Below are 23,214 nucleotides of genomic sequence, written 5' to 3'. Positions count from 1 at the left end.
GGGTTCTTTGATTATGGGTAATTTGGCGAACATCATATCAAGTAGTTTCTGAGGATGCTTCTGAGCAAGATTTTGTAGGAGCGCCTAAGTCATCTAAAGTATTCATTAATGAGTCATTCTGTAGCATGGGGTATATGCTTTGGAAATTTAAAACATCGTCAAAAGCTTTAAGATCCTCAAGAGCCTCTGATGCAGACTGATATCGCTGTTTGAAGTCATCCAGCACCATTTTACTGAGAATCTTAGCGAAGGAGTGACTCACCTGGGTGCGTAGTTTACCGCCGTAGGTATCGCTCCATTTTATCTCTCCATCAGCATCTCTAGGTAGCTCACGGGGCGCTATACCAGTCAGGGCTTTAATTCCAACCATGCCGACTGCATAGATATCACTACTGTAGTGTGGACGCCCAAAACATTGCTCGCTTGGTGCATAACCCTGAGTACCAATGCCAATGGTGAAGGGGGTTTGCTCTTGATGATCAAGCTGTTTTGTACTAACTTCTTTGACAGCCCCAAAGTCAATCAAGATAAGTTTACCGTCTGAATGGCGGCGGATGATATTGCTGGGTTTAATATCCCGGTGAATCACATTGTTTTTATGGACAAATGTTAATGTTTGCAATAAGTCCCTAACAATTCTGATCACTGCAATTTCCTCAATTGCTCTGCCTGATGGCAATTCTTGATTTAAAGGATGACCAATGATCTGTTCTTGTACTAAATAAAATTCTTCATCTTCTTCAAAATACGCCAAAAGTTGCGGAATTTGAGGGTGCGTTCCTAATTTTTCGAGTGTTTGCGCCTCTGAGTTAAATAAACGTCTGGCAAGTTGCAAGGCTTCTGGTTTGCTGTTGGCTGGTTTTAGTTGTTTGACAACACATTGCGGATTTCCAGGACGTTGGGTATCTTCGGCAATGTAGGTTTCACTAAATCCACCGGAACCGAGAACTTTGACAATTCTGTAGCGTCTAGCCAGGACTTTTCCTGATAAGGCTAAATCTCGTTGCTGGATTAGGTCTTGTAAGTCATCTTGTTGGCTGATAATCTCTTGGACAACGGCGGAAGTTTTATACTTCTGAAAAATATCTACTAATTGGCGTTTTTTGATGCTTTCTCTGACTAATGAGGTTCCTAAGTAGGAAAATCCAATCATAGCGATCGCAATCATTGGTACAGTAGTGGGAATTAAATGACCATGAACAAATAACCCATAACTAATTCCTGCCCAAGTAGCAGACAGGGCAAGGCTATAGAAAAATCTATTTATACTAAGCTTGCGTCTGCTAATCATCAAGGCTGTACTGCCAACTATAATTAGCACAAACAAACCTCGTAACGGTAGACTGTTAATTGCTGGGGCGATCGCTTTACCTGACATCAAAGTTGCGATCGCATTGGCGTGAATTTCCACGCCCGACATGGGTTTAGCGCTGTTGCTAGCAGCGACTGGATAATAATCATTGTGTAACTTATCTGTTGCACCAATCAGCACTATCTTGTCTTTGAAAACCTTTCCTTGCTGCAAATAGGTGTTCCAGTTTTCCGGGTCGAGTACATGCCAAAAGGGTATTTGCTCAAATGTACCCGCAGGTCCCCAAAAATGAATGCGATCGCCCTTTGGTCGGGGATAATTTACTTGTGCGGCCCTGATTGCTGCTTCATCAAAAGAGGGTAGCTTCTCAATCAAATTATCTTGAGCTAACAACTTAGAAAACTCACTCGCCAATCGATGAACTTTACCATCTGTCTCCAAGGGGAAATTAACTGAGCCAATGGACACTGACCCTATACGAAACATTTGTTGTGGGTCAATCAGTTGCATAAAAGACCCTTGGTGCGTCTGGGAATTTTCGTAGACGGCTGCTAAGGTAACTTTGCTGCCATATTTTTGCAATACTGCCTGGAGTTGGCGATCGTCAGTAGCTCCATAACTACTTGGCGTGTCAAAAACGACATCTACCGCTACAGAACGGACACCTGCTTTGATTAACTTTGTGATTATCTGAGCATAAGCAGCCCGTTTATAAGGATAAGATTTCAGTGTTTCTAAGTAGGCATATCGTTTCGGATTTGTTTTATAGTACTGTGCGGGAACTGATATTGACTGATCGTCTATTGCTAAAATTACGATGTCTTCTGGAGGCAAAATTGGGCCACGCACTTGAAAAAAGGCAGAAAGCGCCTTATTTTCCATCAATTGAACCAATTCTCCACCAGAAGCACTCAGCACTGCTGCACCCATTGCCCAACCGCCAGCGAGGAGATGACCTAAGAAAACCATCCACCTAGACTGACGAGCTGATGCTGTTGACGTTACCTTTGTCGGTTTACTTGAGTGTCTATTGGCAGCAGAGACATAGTTTTTAGTTAAGGTAGATGTAGGTTCTTCTGCCATATCGTGTTACTGATTGATTTAAGTCCAACACTTTTATTTATTCAGACCACGTTTTAGTACAAGCATATTGAAATAATACTTAAATGACAATCTTATACATTTGTAAAGTATCTTCTATTCATCAACAAACTTTTATTGACAAAGGTAGCCCCCAAGAGATTCTCACTCAGGTACTGCTTAAATTATTATTCTGTTGAGTAAGTTACAAAAGAGTGATTGTCTCACAGATCATAGCCAGATATACTTCGTCTCTGTACTTGGTTGCGGCGAGATTTTCCCCTAACCTAACCAACAAGTACCCTCTTAACTGGGGTTTTACCAGAAGCTGTCCCAAGTCCGTCTTCTGTCTTTGGTGCAATATTGGTACTCCGCATAAAGTGTGTCCTTATACTGTAAGCAAAACCTATAGATAGGCATCAAGTTATATCCTACCCTAAGCCTATACCATACCTCTTTAGGAGTAAACTTTAGTGTTATACAGTTATGAATGCTGTTACTAGTTCAATTTTATTGGTAGATTTTGATCATAGGGTGGCTCTTGCAGTGCCGGAGGTGAATAAGGTTTAGCACCCAGTATCTCAACTCCAATGTTGCAGGCGTTTTTATGCCTTGAAAGAGGTAGGATAAAAGCTACAGATGAAGAGTTAGTTTATAGATATTAGCAAACAAGGCATTTGAAAATTGCTATAATCTATTGTTCCATCTAAATTCATATATATTATTAGGTGTAAATTTGTATGGGTTCTCCAATGAATCGTCTGTCTATTTTTGTAGACGGAAACAATATGTTCTATGCTCAACAAAAAAATGGTTGGTTTTTTGACCCTCGGCGAGTTTTAGAATACTTCAAACATGAACAATCAGAAACAACATTAATTAATGCATTCTGGTACACTGGCTTAAAAGACCCACAAGATCAGAGAGGTTTTAGAGATGCTCTAATTAGTCTAGGATATACAGTTAGAACTAAAATTCTTAAAGAATATTATGATGATACCTCTGGTCGTTACTCGCAAAAAGCGAATTTAGATATTGAAATTGTTGTAGATATGTTTAATACAGTAGACCAGTATGACCGAGTAGTATTATTCAGTGGCGATGGAGATTTTGAAAGAGCAATCGAACTATTACGTTCAAAAAATACACATATTACAGTAGTATCGACAGAAGGAATGATCGCAAGAGAACTACGAAATGCTACTGACAGATATATAGATTTAAATGATATCAGAGATCAAATAGAAAAAACAGAAGGTTAGTAGTCTTAGCAATTATTTACAAAAATAAGAGTAAAAGAAAAACTAAGTTTGAAGATATTTTGATCCATAAGTAAAAATTAAACAACAAAACGCAAATGACAAATAAAACAGACCGAATCATCATTTTTGATACTACACTGCGAGATGGAGAGCAGTGTCCAGGAGCAACTCTGAATATAGACGAGAAGCTAGTTATTGCCAAGCAACTGGCGCGTCTGGGTGTGGATATAATTGAAGCAGGCTTTGCCTTTGCTAGCCCTGGAGATTTTGAAGCAGTCAGCAAGATAGCCAAAATTGTCGGGACAGAAAATGGCCCGGTAATTTGCAGTTTGGCAAGAGCGATTAAAGCAGATATTGAAGCAGCTGCAGAAGCATTAAAACCAGCAGTTAACGCCAGAATTCACACATTTATTTCCACTTCTGATATCCATTTAGAGTATCAGTTGCGGAAGTCACGGGCAGAAGTGCTAGCGATCGCAGAAGAAATGGTAGCTTATGCCAAGTCCTTTGTAACAGATGTAGAATTTTCGCCGATGGATGCGGCTCGTTCCGATCCAGAATTTCTTTACCAAGTGTTAGAGAGAGCGATCGCAGCTGGTGCAACAACAGTTAACATTCCCGATACTGTAGGTTACACAACCCCTAGCGAGTTTGGAGCAATCATTAAGGGGATTATCGAAAATGTCCCTAACATCGACCAAGCGATTATTTCCGTTCACGGTCATAATGATTTAGGTTTGGCAGTTGCTAACTTCTTAGAAGCCGTGAAAAATGGCGCACGCCAACTAGAATGTACCATCAATGGCATTGGCGAACGTGCCGGAAATGCATCATTAGAAGAATTAGTGATGGCGTTGCATGTGCGGCGGCAATATTTTAATCCCTATTTGGGAAGACCAGAAGATTCTCAAGAATCCCTAACAAATATCGACACTCGGCAAATTTACAAAACCTCACGCTTAGTTTCCAATTTGACGGGAATGTTGGTACAACCAAATAAAGCGATCGTTGGGGCGAATGCCTTTGCCCATGAGTCTGGAATTCACCAAGATGGTGTGCTAAAAAATAAGCTCACCTACGAAATTATGGATGCTCAATTGATTGGCTTAACAGACAATCAAATAGTTTTGGGCAAACATTCAGGCAGAAATGCTTTCCGCACCCGGTTAAAAGAATTGGGCTTTGAACTGTCAGATACTGAGTTAAATAAAGCATTCGTCAGATTCAAAGAAGTAGCAGACAAAAAGAAAGATATTTCTGATTGGGATTTGGAAGCGATCGTTAATGATGAAATCCAACAAGCACCCGATTTGTTCCGGGTAGAGTTGGTGCAAGTTTCCTGTGGTAGCAACGCCCGCCCCACCGCTACCGTTACCCTGCGTACCCCAGAAGGTGAAGAATTAACCGATGCTGCGATCGGTACTGGGCCAGTAGATGCAGTTTACAAAGCCATCAACCGTGTAGTAAATGTCCCCAACGAGTTGATTGAGTTTTCTGTGCAGTCAGTAACAGGTGGTATTGATGCCCTTGGAGAAGTGACGATTCGTTTACGTTATGAATCTAAAGTTTTTTCTGGTCATGCAGCGAACACAGATATCATCGTGGCATCAGCGCAAGCTTATGTAAATGCCCTCAATAGGCTGTATTCTGCGTTGCAAAGGCAAGAAAAGCCAGAGGAAGTATCTGCTGCAAAAGTCTGAGATCGTATCTCTCAAACTGCCCATAATACAAGCACCGCACCTTGTTTTTAGGATCAGCTAAATAAACTCCTTCCCGACTTTGGCGAGGAGTAAAGAACCCCACCTCGCCTGCTCTTAGGGACGGGGTGGGGTTCTTCGAGTTTAATAAGCAATCAAGCTGACATGATTTCACTCAGTTCTGCATATAATTTTAATTTAACGACAAAAATTCTTCTCCTGTCGTGGGATGAATGCCTATAGTTTCATCCAAATCTTCCTTAGTGATGCCTTTGCGAATTGCCACACCCAGACTTTGAATGATATCTGCTGCATGTTCACCCACCATGTGAGCGCCTAAAACTTGCCCAGAATCACCATTTAACACTAACTTTATAATGGTTGGCTCATCCTGTTCGATTAGCCGATACAAAAGTGGTTGGAACTGGGTGCGGTAGCATTGTACAGATTCACCAAATTTTTCCCGTGCTTTTGCCTCTGTCATTCCCACACTAGCCGCTTCTGGACGGCAAAAAACAGCAGTGGGCACATAATCATAATTTAATTTTTGCGCCTTGTTGCCAAAAACTGTATCTGCAAAGGCAATACCTTCTGCCTTAGCCACTGGAGTCAATTGCACGCGGCTGGTGCAATCACCCACAGCAAAAATACTTTCTTGGCTACTGCGGCTGTATTCATCTACTTTAATTGCACCATGTTCGCCAAGTTCAACATGGGCATTTTCTAAATCAAGATTCTTGGTATTTGGAGCGTAACCTGTGGCAACTAAGATGGTATCTGCTGTAATTATCTTTTGATTTTCACCAGTAATAGTTAACAACAAACACTCATCTGAATATTTGATTTTAGCAACGGTGCTGTTGGTGAATATCTTAATTCCGCGTTTAGTCAAACCCTGTTGTACAGCAGAGCAAATGTCATCATCAAACCCCGATAAAATCGTCCCGTCTCTTTCAATCACCGTCACTTCGCAGCCGAAAGCGTGCATCATGCTAGAAAATTCTACGCCAATGTAGCTGCCGCCAATAATTGCTAAACGTTTCGGCAGATAGGGTAGCTGAAACATCTCGCGGGATGTGATAGCGTATTCGATACCTGGGATTTTGGGCTTGAGGGGTTGCCCTCCCACAGCAATTAAAATTTTGTCTGCCGTAACTTTGCGTCCATCAATATTGATAGTATGGGTATCGATGAAAGTGGCATGTTGAGAAATTAATTCAATTCCAGCTTTTTGCAATTGCTGAAAATAAGACTGGTTAATAGTGTCAATATGCTGATGTACTGACTTAATAAATAATGTCCAGTCAAAGTATGTTTGACAGTCACTCCACCCATAATTGTGCGCTATTTGATTTTGCAGGGCGAAGTCGGCTGCGTAGACAATCAGTTTTTTTGGAACACAGCCGCGATTTACACAAGTCCCACCGACGGATTCTTGTTCAGCAACAGCGACACGTACACCGTAACTAGCTGCTTTTTTAGCTGCTGCCAATCCCCCAGGCCCAGCACCAATGACAAACAAATCGTAATCAAATGTCATAAAAATCTGTTCCTTTTTGACTTTTTGGAGAGCAGAGCTATTTCATCTCTTAGGGACTTCCAAGAAATAAATTATCCAATCTTGTGGGGTGGGCATCTTGCCCGCCTTTGACTATGGGCGGGCAAGATGCCCACCCCACAATAAATAGTTGTATATTTTTTTATTTGGAAGTCCCTTATAGTGATTCACACAAAACTTAATCTACTGTCTTTGGGTGGACAATTGGGGATGAAACCAGGCTGATATCTAGCAGATTGCCACATTAATAGCAATTACATCCAAAAGGAACAGCGTAGGCGCAGCCCGTCGTAGGCATCGCTCGATTCGTACTAAGTTATATTACATTATGTTGTCAAAGAAGCATTTTGTCTATTCTACAAGGGGTAGATGTTTACGTAGGCGTAGCCCGTCGTAGACATCGCACTTTTAGGCAGCAACTGCACTGAAGAAAAAATTCAGCCGATTCAGCCATTGATGCCAGACATGAATTAGCCTTGCACGATCAAATTCAAAAATCTCTGCTTCTTCACCTGGCAAGGCTACGACAATGAGAGCATGGTTAATTTTGCAGTTAAAGAGGCGATCGCTATAATACCGATTTATTGCACCACCATAAGCGGCTAGTTGTAAAAGTTTGTCATAAAGCTTATCAAATCTCAGTTTTGGTTCTTCGGCTGTAGTCCATTCAATTAAATACGGAATACCTTGATAACGAGCAACTAAATCAACTTTCCCGGCGTAAAGTTCTTTATAGTTAGGCACGGCTTCTTCAACAAACCAACGAAGCGATTGAGCGTTCTTCTTGAAGATTTATCCAGCTGGTGAGGAATTCTGACCTTCACCATCAACAGCGATGGCATCTTTACCTTAACCAAACGACACTTTAATAAAAATCAAACAAAGGCGGGTGCGGGGATTGAACCCGCTAATCCCCACAATGGTGGAGACGTAACCGATAACCTTAAATTCTTCGGCCCCGAAAGGCAAGTTGCGAACAAGGATAACCCCCCATGAAGTATGAAGGACAAAGTTTGTCATCCTTTACCCTTCAGCAATATCTACAATTCACCTGTAGCCAGCATCTGGATGATCCGAGGTGTACCCGGATCGAACCCTGCCAAATCCCAAGACAGCGAATCTTCAGGATCTACCAAAGTAATTTGGTAAGGGGTCAAGGTGACATACACCGCCTTAACGTCAGGATTTACTTTTTTCCGGTACTTCTTCAACGCTTGACTAGGATGCTTATACCCAGCCCAGCTTTCAGAGTCAGTCCAAAAGCAGACAACATCTGCTTTGAAGTTATTTTTAATCATCCAGTCGTAAGCTACAGATGCATCCGTTCCACCAAAGTTTTGGTTGCTAGCTTTGCGAACCGCAGAACTAAAACTATCTTTGGCGGTGATACCTAATTCCCTGAATTCGGTAGCAAAACCACGAATCATGTAGTTTTTCTCTGCTTTTGCTGTCACCAGTGCCATTGTGGTGGCAATTTCACAACAAGTTAGCCCCATATCTGCAACCAAGCTACCCATAGAACCAGAAACATCTACGGCGTGCATGAACACTTTACCTGTGGGTTGCACAACATCAAAAGACAGTTCAACCGCCTTTTCTAAAATGTCCACAATCCGAGGAACTGGGTTCCAAGTTTTCTTACTGCGTCCTAATGTTCCACCAGACTCATAAGTTTTGAGTGCTTTCAAAACATCAATCGGATGGATGCGACCTTTACGCAGATGTTCTCTGCGATTAAGGACTGCTTCCACTTGCTGCAAATTAGCGTTTTCATCAGCTCGTAATACACCCAGTTCAGTTAAAGAACCCAAGTTACGTAACATTGCACCTATTGGCATTTCCTGAAATAGCAGCTGCCAAGCAAGTTTATCCATTTTGCCCACTGGTGCAGCCATTTCGTGGGTTAAGCGTCCTTGGGAAATAGCTTCATGGGTTTGGGTAGGATTCCGCTTGAGCCACTCATACCACCAAATCTGCGCCAATGCCTCTGAGGGAATGTCTGCTGGCAATTCTTCCCAGCCTCTAACTACCCATTCAAATAGTTGACGGTGATTTTCTGTAGGCGGTTTGACATGGAACAACCGCAATGCATCTCGGTGGGAAAAGCCTTGACGCTGTTGATATTTCAACAGTTGATAAGCTAAACCCCTGACATCTTCCCTTGAGAGCCAAGTTTTACCAGCTTCCCGTACCACCTTGCCAAATCCCCGCAGAGATTTGGTGTAGTTCAACCATTCGTAGAAGTGACTACCAGTGCGAACAACTTGCGGGAAGATTTCACCAAACGCCTGTTTTGCTTCTGGTGCTTCACCCATCGACAGCAACACCAAAGCTAATATAGGCGCACTGTTATTGATGGCGCGTCCATCGCTAGCATACAAAATTTCTTCCGCTACACGACCGGGATTTTCAGCAACAGCAAGTCTTACAACTGTCACAAAATCTTCAGTTAATTCCTGTTTACCAGCGTAGTAAGTGCTTTTTGCTGTGCCAACCAAAAGACAACGCTGCAACATCTTCCAAATGCCAGCATCAAACATCCAGCCGCCGGAACGTCCCTGAACCATTTCGGCTTCCCGACCGGGGATAGGTTGATTTTGTGGTGTTGTAGTCTTCTTGTTAGTAAAAAAATTGTAATTCATCGTTTCATCTCCCGGCCTTTGCAGGCAAAAATGAAAGGTGGCAGAGCAGGATTTGAACCTGCGACATCCGGCTTAACAGGCGATAAACCTAATTCGTCGGCCTTTTCAGGCAAGGTGTGAACAAGGATGTTTTTCGGCGCTCTACCAACTGAGCTATCTGCCACATAGAAATTTTGGATTTTAGATTTTAGATTTTGGATTTTAGATTCAATCTAAAATCTAAAATTATTTTGGTGTAGCGGAGCGGGATTTGAACCCGCGACCTCTCGAACCCAATTCGATAACCCTAATTCGTCGAAGGGGTGAATAAGGATGTTTAGCGCTCTACCTCTGAGCTACCCGCCACATGAAAAGTTAGGAGTTAAGAGTTAGGAGTTAGGAGTTAAATATTTAAAACTTCTAACAGCATTGATTTTGGTGTAGTGAGGCGGGATTTGAACCCGCGAATGCTCGTTTTTATACGATAACCCTCAATACGTCGGCCCTTCCGTGCAAGGTAGGCACTCTGCTATTTCAGCTATCCGCTACTGGTGAAAGCTAACTTCCTAATAAAAGTTGACTTGTATTATTAATGTAGTATATGTATTATCTGTTGTCAAGGGTCTGCAAGCTAATTTAGAATTACTGCTTTGGAATGAGAAGTCTGAGCAGCATAAGCAAGCCGTCGGCCAGAATTTCGAGGGGATATTATTTGAGATGTAGTGCGATCGCTCTCATCAAAACCCTTTTGTTTTCGCCAGTAAAAACTTTTGCGCGTAGTTTACCGCCGTAGGCATCGCAGACCAATCTTAGATAAGTTGCAGATTCAAAAGGTTATAACACTCACTAAGGAAAGGTTTTGCCGGCAAATTTGCCACAACTTTGCCAAAAGATACAAAAAAGTGTCCTAATTTTTGCCAATATAGATAGTATTATTTCCCAAAATTCACTTGGCAAAAATCGGCATGAGTGAGAAACCCATAGAAGATAACGGCAAGGCTTTTCTCGTTCTACTTTTGCCCATCTCGTTCTTGATTATTTTCCTAGTTACCACTTGGAGATTGTTACTGGCGCTAATTGTTCTGGTAATTGGCTTCAAGCTTTGGCAGGAATATCAATGGCAGCAGTGGACTCATCGAGTTAACCCAATTTTTCATCAGTTGGTTCGGGAAAATCAAGGCAGACTTACGCCAATGGACTTGGCAATGAGGGGCAATTTTCCTGGAACGACGGCAAAACGCTACTTGGATAGTAAAGCCTCGGAATTTGGCGCTAGTATAGTGAACTCCGAAGATGCGGGGCAGTCTTATTACTTTATAACTGCCAGCATTCTCGGTAATATTCTTGATAGTAGTGAGCCTGTTAAAGAACTTCCTACTCAAGCAGTTACTAAAACTGCGCGATCGCTCCTAGCACCACCAACCCCACAGGAGGAACCAGAAACCGAATCACCACCACAGCCAACCCATGAGTCAGCTAAACGATCGCTGGAAAAACAGTTAATTTTTGGCTCTCTGATTCAATCTGAACTTGCCAAACGGCTAAATGTCTATTCCAGCACGGTTTATAAACGGCGAAACGATCCAGAGTTTCATGAATGGAGTCGCAGCAAAGACCCGGATGGTATTGCCTGGTCATACTCGGAAAAAACTAAGGAGTTTTTCCCAGTGGAGGAAGAAGGGTAAATAATTCAAATTTCGTAATTAGAATTTTTGAATTTTTGTTTGTAAACCTACAGCTTCGTTGATGGAATTTAAGCCGCTTTGTTCTAGCTTGGAAAGCAAACCTGCTAGAATCTGGCGTACCATCAGTGGGCCTTCGTAAATCCAGCCTGTATAAACCTGGATCAAACTAGCACCAGCAGTAATTTTTTCCCAAGCATCTTCAGCAGAAAAGATGCCACCAACGCCAATAATCGGGATTTGTCCTTGGGTTTGCTGCCAAATAAAACGAATTACCTCAGTGGAGCGATCGCGCAATGGTTCACCGCTAATTCCGCCAGCTTCATCCTGGGGTGATTTGCCTGTTTGGTCAATCACCTGGGTTTTGAGTCCATCACGGCTGATGGTGGTGTTAGTGGCGATAATTCCCGCTAGTTGGTAGGTTTTAGCAAGAGTTATGATGTCAGCGATCGCAACCCAATCCAAATCTGGCGCTATCTTGACAAAAATTGGCTTTTGTGTAATGTTTTCTTGTTGTAATAAATTCAAGATGGCACTGAGCATAGAAGCATCTTGGAGCGATCGCAACCCTGGTGTATTGGGAGAAGAGACATTAACAACGAAATAATCTCCCAAATCCTTCAGTAAGCGAAAACTATCGAGATAATCCTGTGCGGCTGCTTCTAAAGGAGTTACCTTAGATTTACCCAAATTTATCCCTATGGGTATTGACTGGGTTAACTTCTGCTTTTCCTGTGCTAATCGTGCCGCCATTGCTGCTGCACCGCGATTATTAAAGCCCATCCGATTGAGAGCAGCTTTGTCCAACGGCAAGCGAAACAAACGAGGAGACGGATTTCCTGGCTGTGCGTGAAAAGTTACAGTTCCTAATTCCGCAAAGCCAAAACCTAGGTTAGACCAAATGTTAGCAGCTACTCCATCCTTGTCGAAACCAGCTGCTAACCCTACAGGATTTGGAAAGTTTAGCCCAAACAAATTTTGTTCTAAGCGTGAATCGTACAGACATAAAGACTTCTTTAAGCGTTGGTTTACCCAACTAGAAGGGGTTTGCGATAGTCGGCTAAAACTGCGAATAGTCTGCTGATGTAACCACTCCGGGTCTGTTTTTACCACATTGAACAAAAGCGGACTAATTGCAAATTTATAAATATCCATTAGCTTTTATAAAGAATAACTCAGAAATCAGAAGTCAGAATTCACTCTGAAATTATGTACGAGTAGGCTATGAGTATTGGTCAAAACCTTACCCAGAATCAAAATCAGGATGATTACAGTTCAGGTAGAACAGGAAGTAACTCAGCACGATCGGATGACTCTCATGCAAATGATTCGCCAGTTCAATCAAAATTTTTTTCCGTTGTCAGAGTGGCGACCTGTAGCAGTTTTTGCACGAGATGAATCAGGCTTGATTGTTGGTGGAGTTCTGGGCGAAATCGGTTGCGATTGGCTTTATATCAGAGTCTTAGTTGTTCAAGAAGGCTTACGCGGCAAAGGAATTGGAAGAAATATCCTTAAAATTGCTGAAAAAGAAGGTCAAAAGCAAAACTGTGTAGGGGTTCATCTTGAGACATTAGACTTTCAAGCTAAGGAATTTTATGAATCTCAAGGGTACACTGTATTTGGTTTTCAAGAAAATTACCCACTTGGGCATAAAAGATACTTCATGCAAAAGTTATTTTATTTGAGTTAAACATTCAGGAGGCAGTGATTTTAAGTTGTATAGTTCAAATCGCTAGAAAGACGCAAAGATGCGGAATGCAATTTGAATGACTATTAGCTTAATTTCCTATTAACCTGTCCAGGTTCAATATTAAACACTTGTGGCAATATTACTCAGGGTGCTTTTTTGGGCATCTTATATATTACAAGTTATGTTAACCAATAAATCAGATGGGGCAGCCACAAAAACCTATAGCCGCCGAACAGCAGATCCTCTTATTGGGGCGCGTCCTCCAGAGCCTCAGAGAAGAAGATGATGTTGACGTTCTGATTGAAACCACTATTTCTTATCTTAAAGAACAGTTTGACTACAAACTGATTTGGATTGCTCTTTACGATCGCCTGAATCACATATTATTCGGCAAAGGTGGCATCACACCAGATCGTGACACGAGCTTTTTACGCCAAAGGGTTGTTCTCAGTCCTGGGGATTTATTAGAGCAAGTGGTGATTGAACAGCATCCTTTGGGCATAGCTGATTTGCAAACTGAAATCCGCGCCCCCGAATGGCGAAAAATTGCCGAAAAAGCCCACATCCAAGGAACGATTATTTTACCAATTCGCCATAAAGACCGTTGCTTAGGCGTGCTGTTATTGGGTTCTGAACGCTGGGGCTACCTACTGACAGGGGAAGCAAAAGCACGTTTGATGATGGTTTTAGGCGAACTGGGGGCAGTGCTTTATCAAAATGAGATGCATTTGCAGCAAAAGCAAACCAAGCGAACCGACGAACCATTATTAGAATTACTAGAAAATTTACGCACCCTAAGTAACCTTAATCAAAGACTTGAAGCAACGGTGCAAGCAACTCATAAATTTGTCTCTCCCAACCGGACAAATGTTTACTGGTTTGAGCGGGAAGGGCGCTATTTTTGGTGTCGGATGAGCAATCAGCTTGTCACAATTGATCGCAATTCTAGTAGTCAGCAAGCGGCGGGAATGACAGTACAGGAGTTGAGCGACTTTTATTATGCTTTGACAGTTAACCAAATTGTCTCGATTGGTGATGCACGTAGTTCTTTAAAGAGTCATTTTACGGCAAAATTGCTGCAACGGCTGAAGGTGCGATCGCTCTTGGCAGCTCCGATAATATGGCAAAAGAACTTGCTCGGTTTTTTGGCGGTAGAAAGCAATAAACCTCGAATCTGGACGGAGGCAGACAAAAATTTTGTCCAAGGTGCTGCTGGCTTAATTTCTCTGGTTGCAACTACTGAAAGCATGGAAAGCACTATCAAACAGATTCAAGAGGATGCTCAACTAACTAGCCAAGTTGCTCAAGGTATCTATAGCGAACATGACCTCAACGAAACTTTACACAGCTGTGCTAAAAAAGTTTTAGCTCGATTAGCTGCCACCCGCTTTATGCTGTTGCAGTATGATCCTCAACAGAATAATTATCAGTTTATTTATCAAAGTCAGCCCCATAATCGCCGACCGTTAACATTTGCCCTGAACACTCTCAAAGAGTTAGATGAACAGCTTTTGCAACGTTCAACTCAAGCGGTGGAAATTGAGAATTTAGATGAAGATTTACGCTTTTTTAATTGGCGTCCTTTGTTATTAGAAAGTGGAGTGCGATCGCTACTTATTTGTAAATGTACTCACGAGCATATACCAGCAGCACTTTTAGTCATCACTCACGACAGCCATCGTTCTTGGACAACTCTAGAAAAAGAATTACTATGGGCCGTTAGTCAACAGATTGGTGTAATTGTTCGCCAGTGGCAATTACATAAGCGCACGACCCAGCAGCAAAAAACTTCCCAGGCATTTGAGCAATGCCTACGCATCCTGACACAATCCCAAAATAGCAAAATTGAGGTAGAAAAAAAACATTTAGAACGTACAGCACTCGAACAAATAGCATCGATTTTGGGTTGTCCCTTAGCGGTACTGCTATCCTGGTCGCCTGGTGAAAGTTGGGCAGAAATTATCCCTGGAGTGGTAAGCAATAGCCTATTTGGGCTTTTTTCCGATGCATCTATTTCTATCCAGGCTGAGGCACTAATTGAGTGGGCACTTGCCACAGAGAGTTACCTGACTTTGAACGTAGATAATTTACCTCCCAAAACTCGAAAATGGTTGAATACTCCCGACAAAGGTCAAATTTTGGTGATGGCATTACGTACCAATGCTGATTATGAAATTACGGGTGTAGTGTTGTTAGCAGATTATCAAGAGCGTCACTGGTCTGAACAAAACCTCAGTGCAACTGCAACTCTGATTTCTCAATTAGCCTGGTGGCGTCGTGAAAAGCAAATTACCCGACTTTTAGAATCCACAACAGAAGATTTACAACAACTCAACTGGTACAAACATCGCCGCTTAGAGGAAATCCAAAGAATAACTGCGCTATCCCTTAAACAAATACATGCTTTGGGTATTCCTGCTAATGAATTGACTCAGATGCGCTACGAACTATTGCTGCGGCAATTAGATCATACAGCCGCCTCTATGAGTGGAATGCTAAAACTTGAGCAATGGCAGCTACATATAAGTTGGGAAACCATGCCCATAGCCAGTTTACTAAAGCGATCGCTCGAACGCATTGAAAATTTAATTAAACAGCAAAAGCTGTGGATTGGTGTACATGGCTTGGGACAACAGATTGAAGAACAATCGCCAAATAATTCTTCACTCGCCAGAGGTATTCCTACCGCCAGCGTTCAATCTGTAATGGCGATCGCAGGTGATATTGTCAAAATTGAGTTAGTCATCCATGAATTATTAGTCAATGCCTGTAACTGTTCTCAAGCCGGCGGCAGAATTGATATTTGGTGTCGTCGTTTAGATGCGTCAAAATCCTTAGATTCAAAGCGTTCTTCTGACAGTGGAGGGACTGAACATCAGACATCTTTAGAACTGTCGATTACATATAACGGTGCGATCGAGCCACAGTTACTCACAGAGTTACATGATAATAGATCCAAAGATGTGCTTGCTCCTTCCAAACTTGACCAACCACCAGGTTTACACTTGCTAATCTGTCAAAACCTCATGCAGGTACTAGGAGGAGAGTTAAATTTCTATCAATTACCAGATAATCGGGTAGTTAGCCGCTTGTTATTGACTTTAGTTGGTAATGATTCGTAAATATTTCATCAGAATTTCCTGGTTGCACTAACAAAAATCTTATATATAACTTACAGAAAAAAGCAGTGAAAGCCTTGGTTTCCCATAGGGTCAATTAATGAATTGACCCTATATTTCGTACTTGATACGTAAGTCCTATTATAGATTTTTAGTAAACTTCCTGTACACTAAATAGACTAAGTAGTTTTTTTGATTGAAGTTTCCTAAAGGGATAAATAACTATCAGGCAGGACTATGCTCTTAGGAACAGAAAAGAACAATTACGACGAATATGCAGCTACCCATCTTTCATGGGTTAATAATCAAATCCAAACTTATTAGCTTAGTCTTGTTTGCCAATATGAGTTCAATTTTAGTGATTGCCTCTCTAGGGTGGCAGATAGGCAAGCGATCGCTAAGTCGTAATATAACTAAAAAATAATTCTTAAGATAGATTGACAATATATTTATTCACCGAAAATATCCTCCCCTCCTAGCAAACTGGTTATAATTATTTTCCATCTCTCTCAGAAATAAAATTCTCATAGACACAGTATTTATATGGGGCGTGTTCGTTCTAAATCTGACCTACCAACAAAAATCTGTCCGGTATGTCAACGTCCTTTCACATGGCGTAAAAAGTGGCAAGATTGTTGGGACGATGTGAAATACTGCTCAGAACGTTGTCGTCGTCGCCGTTCTGAAGCTCAAAATGAAAGTAACCGCAACACAGACGCAAATAGCGCAAGAGATTAATGGAGTCACAGGTGCAACCTAAATTAATTATTCATGGGGGGGCTGGTAGTTCTCTCCACGGTAAAGGCGGATTGGAGGCGGTGCGCCGATCGCTCCATACAGTAATAGAAGAAGTCTATTCTCTACTATTATGCGGAGCAACTGCCTCTGAGGCGGTGGTGCATGGTTGCCAAATGCTCGAAGATAATCCCCGCTTTAATGCTGGTACTGGTTCAGTACTACAATCTGATGGGCAAATCCGCATGAGTGCTTCTTTGATGGATGGCGCATCAAGGCGGTTTAGTGGTGTAATTAATATTTCGCGGGTGAAAAATCCCATTGAATTGGCACAATTTTTACAAAACTCGCCAGACCGAGTGCTATCAGATTTTGGCTCGGCTGAGTTAGCGCGGGAAATGCAAATTCCCAGCTATAATGCTTTAACTGATTTGCGGTTACAAGAGTGGATACAAGAGCGCCAGGATAATTTTAAAAGCGCAATGGCTGGCGTGGTAGCAGAACCCGAACTAGTAGAAACTAGCAATGCCGGACGCGGAACCATCGGTGTGGTAGCTTTAGATGCATCTGGTAGGCTAGCTGCTGGCACTTCTACTGGTGGTAAGGGCTTTGAGCGAATTGGTAGGGTAAGTGATTCTGCGATGCCAGCAGGTAATTATGCTACTAGTAATGCAGGTGTTAGCTGTACTGGCATTGGCGAAGATATCATCGATGAGTGTCTAGCTCCCCGAATTGTAGTACGTGTCACTGATGGAATGTCCCTGAAGGAGGCCATGCAGCGATCCTTTGCAGAATCTCACCAGAACAAACGGGACTTGGGAGCGATCGCTTTAGATTGTAGTGGAGCGATCGCTTGGGGTAAAACTAGCGAAATCTTACTCGCCGCCTACCATGACGGCGAAAAAATTGGTGACACTTTGGAATGGACTGGCAACGAACTAATCGGCTATTGTTGAATCAGTTTTAACGCCTCGGCTAAAGTTTCTTGCTGGTCAAGCATTGCGGCCAATTCTTGGGCTTCATAACGCCCTTCAAAAGCTTCTAGCGCCGCTCTTTTCAGTGCCACTTGATATCCTTGTTGCAGAGTATCCATTAATTCTGTCTGATTCAAGTAATAACCACCAGATTTGCGGCGCTTGTTTATTTTGTTGATTTCACGGACCGTATTTTCTATCGAAACATCCCCAGAGCGAGTAGAACGTTTTTCGGCCTTTTGTTTAATTAAATGAATGAGCAGAATTACACCATAACTATCAATTTTATTGATTTTGTCACTGAGGCTCATTTCTTCTAACTCATCAACCAACAGCAACGCTTCATGGATTTTGCCTTGTTCTAGAAATTGCCTAAGCTCTAGCAGTTCTTCCATACTAAATTGGGTTTGTCTTGCTCTGATGACTCAAATGGGACAAGCTAAAACCATACAAACCATTTGATTGTACTTGAGCGGTGAAATAATTAAGATACAAGCATTAGCAACCTAATTAACCATGACATTGCTTAACCTCCACCTTCTGCTAATTCACCTCAAAAAATAATTCCAATGCCTCAACCAAATATACTGCGTGCTTCTTCGATAGTGTCACCTTGGCTAGCAATATCTAATTCTGGACAAAGTGATACATAGCCCTTTTCCTCACGCTCAATAATCGCAGTAAGTTGTTTTGTTTTCCTCATCTTTTACCTTTACTTAAATCAGCTAATCTGATGATTTAATTATCGCTTTATTGGCTCTTTTTGCGCCAAGCTGGTTTCACCACCTGACGACTACGGGCAATTACCAAAGAATCATCAGGCACGTCTTCTGTAACAGTGGAACCAGCTGCGATATAGACATCATTTCCCAAGGTAATTGGAGCTACTAAAACGCTATTGGCTCCAGTTTTTGTGCGATCGCCTATTTTTGTACGGTGTTTCTTTACGCCATCATAGTTGGCAGTAATTGTGCCGGCACCAATATTCACCTGATTGCCGACAACGGTATCACCTATATAGGACAAATGTGCTGCATTTGTGCGATCGCCTAACTGCGTATTTTTCAATTCCACAAAATTACCCACACGACAACCAGCACCCACTTCTACCTGACCGCGCAAATGAGCATAAGGGCCAATTCGGCTTCCCGCCTGCACAGTGCTACCTGTCACCACTGAATACTGCACCGTGACATTTTCAGCCAACTGGCTATTTTCAATTAAACTTCCCGGCCCAATGTGACAACTTGATTGAATCACTGTATTTCCCCGCAGATGAGTTTGGGGTTCAATAATTACATCCGGCTGTAATTCTACAGTTTCATCAATGGTGATGCTTGTGGGGTCGATCAGGGTGACACCCGCCAGCATCCATTTTTCCTTGACTCGCCTTTGCAAAATCTCGTAGGCTGTCGCTAGTTGCAAGCGATCGTTAATGCCGAGAATTTCTTGGTAATCTTCCACATCCACTGCCATAACTTTTCCCACTTGAGTCACAGCATCAGTGAGATAGTATTCTTTTTGAGCATTGTTTGCTTGTAGGTGGGGAAGCACCTTTGCCAAATCTGTCCAACGGAAACAGTAAACTCCAGCGTTAATCCGGCGATTTTGTCTTTGAGCAGCAGTACAATCTTTGTGTTCAACCATTTGCTGCACAATATTTTCATCGTTACAAAAAACTCGCCCATAGCCCGTGGGGTCGGGTAGGTTTGAGGTGAGAATAGTGGCGGCGTTTTTATTTTGGGTATGAGTTTGTAACATCTGCTTGAGGGTTTCGCTGCGTATCAACGGTAAATCACCGTTAAGTATCAGCAAATCACCTGTGTAGTCTTCCAAGTGAGGAAGTAATTGCTGGATCGCATGACCTGTCCCTAGTTGCACAGTCTGTTCGACAAACTCCAAACTGGGAATTGAATGCATGGCGGCTTGCACTTCCTCAGATTGATATCCCACAATCACGATTCGCCGTGAGGGCGAAAGTGGTTCTACACTATCGAGAACTCTCTCGACTAGCGATCGCCCACCCAAAGAATGTAAAACCTTAGGTAAGCGTGATTTCATCCGTGTGCCGCGTCCGGCCGCTAGAATTGCTACAACTACCATAATTAGCTATCAGCTATCAGTGAAATTATGATTAATGCTGTTGGTGCTTTAAAATATTGGCTTAAATCATACCAGCTAATAATCATAGAAGACCGAAATATACAATGAGTCAGGATTATACCAATTTTCGCCGCTTGCGACAGCTACAAAATTTTTTACTCCCTACTCCTTTTCATAACAGGAGAGAATAAACTCGGTAAATTGCTGCATTAGTTTAGGATTACGCCAACCAGAATCAGTTTCTTTTTGCATTACTGAAAGTGCTTCTGTTGAAGTAAAAGCTTTTTTGTAAGGTCGTTCGCTAGTTAGGGCATCGTAAATATCGATTAACTGAAAAACTTGCGCCAGGTAGGGAATATCATCCTCTTTGAGTCCATCAGGGTAGCCTGAGCCATCCCAGCGTTCGTGATGATGACGAATAATGGGAATTACACCCCGCATACTGCGTAGTGGCTGGCAGATTTTTTCTCCAATCAAAACATGCTGCCGCATGACTTGCCAATCTTCGGGAGTGAGTTTGCCTTTTTTCAGCAGCACTGCATCGGGAATACCCACCTTACCAATATCGTGGAGATAACCACCCCACATCAAATCTCGAATTTGGTAGCGTGAGAGGTTGAGGTATTCACCAAAAACTTGCCCCAGTTTTACCAAGCGCTCACAATGGTTGCCTGTATTGGAATCGCGGCTTTCAATTGACATGGCAATAGAAAATAGTACTTGCTCGGCATGGTCTAAATCTTCGTTCAGACGCTTCTGCCGCACTAAGGACTTGACACGCGCTGCCAGTTCCACACGATCAAAGGGTTTGGTGAGAAAATCATCTGCGCCAACTTCAATTCCCCGAATACGCGATCGCCTGTCATTTAGGGCTGTAATAAAAATCACTGGGATTAGCCTAGTCTGCTCATCCTGCTTGAGGAATTGGCACACTTCAAATCCATCCATTCCTGGCATCATCACATCTAGCAAAATCAAATCTGGTTGTTTTTGAGTTACCAACCCTACAACAATGGAACCACTATCCGCCTCAATCACTTCGTATCCTTCCATCCCCAAGAGGGCAACAGCAGTCATGCGACTGGCGGCATGATCGTCAACTACTAAAACCTTCGGCGGATCTAAATCAAACCCATTCACTTTAGAACCTTTAGCTTGTAGTGTTCTAGAAACCAATGAATCATCACGACAATTAACATCAACTTTTATCAAAGAAGATACTGCTTGGTTATCTTTAAGCATAAGGTCTTCTTGAGATAAGCCTAAAGAATAAGCCTCCACATTATTTTGTAATCCTACGGCATGATTTGAACCGATACTCTTCACTGTGCTAATGGGGTTTGGCCCACTAACAAATTCTTCTGTAAAGCCTGTATGGTTGGATTTCCAGTGAATCACAAAGGCACTCCAGTTTCTTGCACAAGTTAACAGTGTCAGATTTGAAAAATAAATTTAATATTCAACTATATCTGAGCCAGAGTTTTAATAGGGATTATGCATTATGTCAAACTGCGTATCTAAGTTTTTCGCAGCATCTATGCTTTATGTTACAAACAAGGGGTATCTTGCTGTCAAATTTTTTGTTTTGCTTCTAATTACAGTATGATTAATTGACACAAATCTTAAATCAGGTTTTTTACGGATATTTTTTCATTGAACGGCGCTAAAAAGCCTTGTAATTCCTTGTTTTATATCAAGATACCCGGTTTTGAATGTTAAGTCTTTATGGTAATCATTAGGTGTATACCTTTTTACTTACTCAGTTATAGCAGTATTTTACTACTGTCAAATAGGACGTAGTATTAAATCGTACTAAAGATTAAGCCTATTAGCTTGTAAAGAGTTGTTGCCTAAGTATCTGGAAAATAAATCAAAATTTTTGGCAAAAAAGAGAAGTCTTGAATCCCCATCTGAATTATCCCCCTTTTTGGCTGATAGCTTGTCTCTATTTCAATTGCCGCAGCTACGCCCGTCTTAGACATCTCAACCGAACTACAAACTAGTTCCCATATTAATAGCTTTGCTTTTAGACGAGGTGTTTGCATTTGATGATCATTTGCTAGCTGAGACAAAATTTCAATATATTTACAGTTCCAATTGTCGAACAACTGATGAGCGATCGCAGCTTGTAGCACTACTGGATTCAGTTCTAAACCGATTACTTCAACACAACAGTTAGGATTCACTGCCCAAATTGTCTGCAAAGCAGCAGCTATGTTATATCCTAGACCATAACAAATATCCAATAGTCGCAAAACTGGTTTTTGGGCCACTGTAGTCAGTTGAGTAGGTTCCACAAACTTGAAAAAACTCTCCTGCTTCGCACCATAATGGCTGTGAAAGGATTCACCAAACTCTTGAGAGACAAAGTTAACTTAGGTGTAAAATTTTCTAAGTCTGACATTTTATAAAAAAACTAAATAATCACCAATCCCCTTCAGGAGTAATGAGTGCTGTTAGCGGTAGCTGGGCGTTGAGCCAGTGCTGAGTGGGAAATCTAACTTATTTACTCAGAACCCCCAAAAAAAGAACTATTTTACCCAATGCCCTATGCCCAAACCTCAATTTGTTGTTTCGCCAGCTTGGCTATTTGAACATTTAGAAGATCCGCAAGTGGTTATTGTGGATTGTCGCTTTTCTCTAGCCGATTCACAACTAGGGCAACAAGAGTACCAAACAAGTCATATAAAGGGAGCATATTATTTAGATTTGAATCAGGATCTTTCCAGTCCAGTGGGTAAACATGGCGGGAGACATCCTTTGCCTAACCCCAATGATATCGCTAACAAATTGGCAGCGATTGGGGTAAATTTCCAAAAAAGTTTAGTTGTAGCTTATGATGATTCGCGCTTTGCCTTTGCATCTCGTCTATGGTGGCTTTTGCGTTATCTAGGGCATGAACAAGTAGCAGTACTGGATGGAGGCTTTGCTGGATGGCAAAAAGCTGGCTATCCTGTTACAGATGTTGTTCCTCAACCCCGGATGGGTACGTTTGTAGCTCAAGTACAAACAGAAAAGTTGGTAGATATTACAGAGGTGAAAAGCCGGAAAGATAGCCATGAGGTAGTATTGGTAGATTCAAGAGAAAGCGATCGCTACCGAGGTGAACGAGAGCCAATTGATAAAATTGCCGGACATATTCCCGGTGCAGTCAACTATCCTTGGCAAGAAGTTACAGACTCTTCCGGCTACCTACTGCCTCAAACAGAACAACGCCGTCGCTGGGAACAGCTAGAAACAGCCGAAGAAATCTTGGTTTATTGCGGTTCTGGCGTTACTGCTTGCGTAAATTTACTTTCTTTAGAATTAGCTGGCATTAGCAAGGGTAAACTTTATGCTGGTAGCTGGAGCGATTGGATTAGTTATTAGTCATTGGTCATT

Annotated in this window: 17 protein-coding genes, 2 tRNA genes and 1 pseudogene; 8 read left to right on the top strand and 12 right to left on the bottom strand. The window is 42.1% G+C overall.

Annotation, left to right across the window (positions count from 1 at the left end):
• Positions 1 to 37: 37 nt before the first annotated feature.
• Complete coding sequence (locus VE944_RS32935; RefSeq protein WP_324987641.1) at positions 38 to 2,395, bottom strand: CHASE2 domain-containing serine/threonine-protein kinase; 2,358 nt, start codon at positions 2,393 to 2,395, stop codon at positions 38 to 40.
• A 737-nt stretch (positions 2,396 to 3,132) separates the two neighbouring features.
• Here VE944_RS32935 and VE944_RS32930 point away from each other — a divergent pair.
• Both VE944_RS32930 and VE944_RS32925 read left to right on the top strand, forming a co-directional pair.
• Positions 3,133 to 3,654, top strand: coding sequence for a LabA-like NYN domain-containing protein (locus VE944_RS32930; protein ID WP_041565194.1), 522 nt, complete (start codon positions 3,133 to 3,135; stop codon positions 3,652 to 3,654).
• 95 nt (positions 3,655 to 3,749) lie between these two features.
• The gene (locus VE944_RS32925) at positions 3,750 to 5,354 is read left to right on the top strand and encodes a 2-isopropylmalate synthase (protein ID WP_324987635.1); all 1,605 of its coding nucleotides are present in this window, start codon (positions 3,750 to 3,752) and stop codon (positions 5,352 to 5,354) included.
• A 190-nt stretch (positions 5,355 to 5,544) separates the two neighbouring features.
• On the opposite strand, the gene gorA is transcribed toward VE944_RS32925, so the two are convergent.
• From gorA to VE944_RS32900, 5 genes are all read right to left on the bottom strand, one after another.
• Positions 5,545 to 6,891, bottom strand: a complete 1,347-nt coding sequence (gene gorA / locus VE944_RS32920) for a glutathione-disulfide reductase (RefSeq protein WP_324987632.1) — start codon at positions 6,889 to 6,891, stop codon at positions 5,545 to 5,547.
• 426 nt (positions 6,892 to 7,317) lie between these two features.
• Entirely contained in the window at positions 7,318 to 7,653 is a 336-nt protein-coding gene (locus VE944_RS32915) for a hypothetical protein (RefSeq protein ID WP_324987629.1), read from the bottom strand.
• Positions 7,654 to 7,949: 296 nt separating this feature from the next.
• A complete protein-coding gene (locus tag VE944_RS32910) occupies positions 7,950 to 9,551 on the bottom strand; it encodes a TROVE domain-containing protein (RefSeq protein WP_324987627.1) in 1,602 nt (533 codons plus the stop codon).
• Positions 9,552 to 9,588: 37 nt separating this feature from the next.
• Positions 9,589 to 9,714: transfer RNA gene (locus VE944_RS32905), tRNA-OTHER, on the bottom strand.
• A 68-nt stretch (positions 9,715 to 9,782) separates the two neighbouring features.
• Positions 9,783 to 9,897 (bottom strand) — tRNA-Arg (locus tag VE944_RS32900).
• 598 nt (positions 9,898 to 10,495) lie between these two features.
• Between VE944_RS32900 and VE944_RS32895 the strand changes: the two genes are divergently transcribed.
• The gene (locus VE944_RS32895; RefSeq protein ID WP_324987625.1) at positions 10,496 to 11,215 is read left to right on the top strand and encodes a hypothetical protein; all 720 of its coding nucleotides are present in this window, start codon (positions 10,496 to 10,498) and stop codon (positions 11,213 to 11,215) included.
• An 18-nt stretch (positions 11,216 to 11,233) separates the two neighbouring features.
• Here VE944_RS32895 and VE944_RS32890 read toward each other — a convergent pair whose 3' ends face one another.
• Positions 11,234 to 12,367, bottom strand: a complete 1,134-nt coding sequence (locus tag VE944_RS32890) for a quinone-dependent dihydroorotate dehydrogenase (RefSeq protein ID WP_324987622.1) — start codon at positions 12,365 to 12,367, stop codon at positions 11,234 to 11,236.
• Positions 12,368 to 12,476: 109 nt separating this feature from the next.
• On the opposite strand from VE944_RS32890, the gene VE944_RS32885 reads away from it, so the two are divergent.
• The 4 genes from VE944_RS32885 to VE944_RS32870 all read left to right on the top strand — a co-directional run bounded on the left by VE944_RS32885 (position 12,477) and on the right by VE944_RS32870 (position 17,712).
• Positions 12,477 to 12,902 (top strand): GNAT family N-acetyltransferase, encoded by a 426-nt coding sequence (locus tag VE944_RS32885; protein WP_324987620.1) that lies wholly within the window; start codon positions 12,477 to 12,479, stop codon positions 12,900 to 12,902.
• Positions 12,903 to 13,102: 200 nt separating this feature from the next.
• Positions 13,103 to 16,024, top strand: coding sequence for a GAF domain-containing protein (locus VE944_RS32880; protein ID WP_324987618.1), 2,922 nt, complete (start codon positions 13,103 to 13,105; stop codon positions 16,022 to 16,024).
• A gap of 540 nt (positions 16,025 to 16,564) precedes the next feature.
• On the top strand, positions 16,565 to 16,759 hold the full coding sequence (locus tag VE944_RS32875; protein WP_322647104.1) for a DUF2256 domain-containing protein: 195 nt from the start codon (positions 16,565 to 16,567) through the stop codon (positions 16,757 to 16,759).
• Entirely contained in the window at positions 16,759 to 17,712 is a 954-nt protein-coding gene (locus tag VE944_RS32870; RefSeq protein ID WP_324987612.1) for an isoaspartyl peptidase/L-asparaginase, read from the top strand. Before VE944_RS32875 ends, VE944_RS32870 begins: the two co-directional genes overlap by 1 nt.
• Here VE944_RS32870 and VE944_RS32865 read toward each other — a convergent pair.
• From VE944_RS32865 to VE944_RS32845, 5 genes and pseudogenes are all read right to left on the bottom strand, one after another.
• Positions 17,703 to 18,125, bottom strand: coding sequence for a DUF29 family protein (locus tag VE944_RS32865; RefSeq protein ID WP_324987610.1), 423 nt, complete (start codon positions 18,123 to 18,125; stop codon positions 17,703 to 17,705). The genes VE944_RS32870 and VE944_RS32865 overlap by 10 nt on opposite strands.
• A gap of 179 nt (positions 18,126 to 18,304) precedes the next feature.
• A complete protein-coding gene (locus tag VE944_RS32860; RefSeq protein ID WP_324987608.1) occupies positions 18,305 to 18,433 on the bottom strand; it encodes a type II toxin-antitoxin system HicB family antitoxin in 129 nt (42 codons plus the stop codon).
• 47 nt (positions 18,434 to 18,480) lie between these two features.
• Entirely contained in the window at positions 18,481 to 19,833 is a 1,353-nt protein-coding gene (gene glmU / locus VE944_RS32855; protein WP_324987605.1) for a bifunctional UDP-N-acetylglucosamine diphosphorylase/glucosamine-1-phosphate N-acetyltransferase GlmU, read from the bottom strand.
• 162 nt (positions 19,834 to 19,995) lie between these two features.
• Positions 19,996 to 21,231, bottom strand: coding sequence for a two-component system response regulator (locus tag VE944_RS32850; protein ID WP_324987602.1), 1,236 nt, complete (start codon positions 21,229 to 21,231; stop codon positions 19,996 to 19,998).
• A 611-nt stretch (positions 21,232 to 21,842) separates the two neighbouring features.
• Positions 21,843 to 22,237: pseudogene (locus VE944_RS32845) on the bottom strand (hypothetical protein); the annotation flags it as partial.
• Between the two features lie 146 nt (positions 22,238 to 22,383).
• Between VE944_RS32845 and VE944_RS32840 the strand changes: the two are divergent.
• On the top strand, positions 22,384 to 23,202 hold the full coding sequence (locus VE944_RS32840; protein WP_324987600.1) for a sulfurtransferase: 819 nt from the start codon (positions 22,384 to 22,386) through the stop codon (positions 23,200 to 23,202).
• Positions 23,203 to 23,214 lie beyond the last annotated feature (12 nt).

The sequence above is a fragment of the Nostoc sp. genome (assembly GCF_035638895.1).
Classification (GTDB): Bacteria; Cyanobacteriota; Cyanobacteriia; order Cyanobacteriales; family Nostocaceae; genus Nostoc.
Note: the sequence above shows the minus strand (reverse complement) of the source record. Positions and strands in the feature narration are given on the sequence as shown.

Excerpts from the sequence above, each read along its gene's own strand:
- VE944_RS32840 (WP_324987600.1), top strand. The coding sequence starts at position 22,384 with ATGCCCAAACCTCAATTTGTTGTTTCGCCAGCTTGGCTATTTGAACAT.
- VE944_RS32875 (WP_322647104.1), top strand. The coding sequence starts at position 16,565 with ATGGGGCGTGTTCGTTCTAAATCTGACCTACCAACAAAAATCTGTCCG.
- VE944_RS32890 (WP_324987622.1), bottom strand. The coding sequence starts at position 12,367 with ATGGATATTTATAAATTTGCAATTAGTCCGCTTTTGTTCAATGTGGTA.
- VE944_RS32910 (WP_324987627.1), bottom strand. The coding sequence starts at position 9,551 with ATGAATTACAATTTTTTTACTAACAAGAAGACTACAACACCACAAAAT.
- VE944_RS32870 (WP_324987612.1), top strand. The coding sequence starts at position 16,759 with ATGGAGTCACAGGTGCAACCTAAATTAATTATTCATGGGGGGGCTGGT.
- glmU (WP_324987605.1), bottom strand. The coding sequence starts at position 19,833 with ATGGTAGTTGTAGCAATTCTAGCGGCCGGACGCGGCACACGGATGAAA.
- VE944_RS32885 (WP_324987620.1), top strand. The coding sequence starts at position 12,477 with ATGATTACAGTTCAGGTAGAACAGGAAGTAACTCAGCACGATCGGATG.
- VE944_RS32930 (WP_041565194.1), top strand. The coding sequence starts at position 3,133 with ATGGGTTCTCCAATGAATCGTCTGTCTATTTTTGTAGACGGAAACAAT.
- VE944_RS32860 (WP_324987608.1), bottom strand. The coding sequence starts at position 18,433 with ATGAGGAAAACAAAACAACTTACTGCGATTATTGAGCGTGAGGAAAAG.
- VE944_RS32935 (WP_324987641.1), bottom strand. The coding sequence starts at position 2,395 with ATGGCAGAAGAACCTACATCTACCTTAACTAAAAACTATGTCTCTGCT.
- VE944_RS32895 (WP_324987625.1), top strand. The coding sequence starts at position 10,496 with ATGAGTGAGAAACCCATAGAAGATAACGGCAAGGCTTTTCTCGTTCTA.
- VE944_RS32925 (WP_324987635.1), top strand. The coding sequence starts at position 3,750 with ATGACAAATAAAACAGACCGAATCATCATTTTTGATACTACACTGCGA.
- VE944_RS32880 (WP_324987618.1), top strand. The coding sequence starts at position 13,103 with ATGGGGCAGCCACAAAAACCTATAGCCGCCGAACAGCAGATCCTCTTA.
- gorA (WP_324987632.1), bottom strand. The coding sequence starts at position 6,891 with ATGACATTTGATTACGATTTGTTTGTCATTGGTGCTGGGCCTGGGGGA.
- VE944_RS32865 (WP_324987610.1), bottom strand. The coding sequence starts at position 18,125 with ATGGAAGAACTGCTAGAGCTTAGGCAATTTCTAGAACAAGGCAAAATC.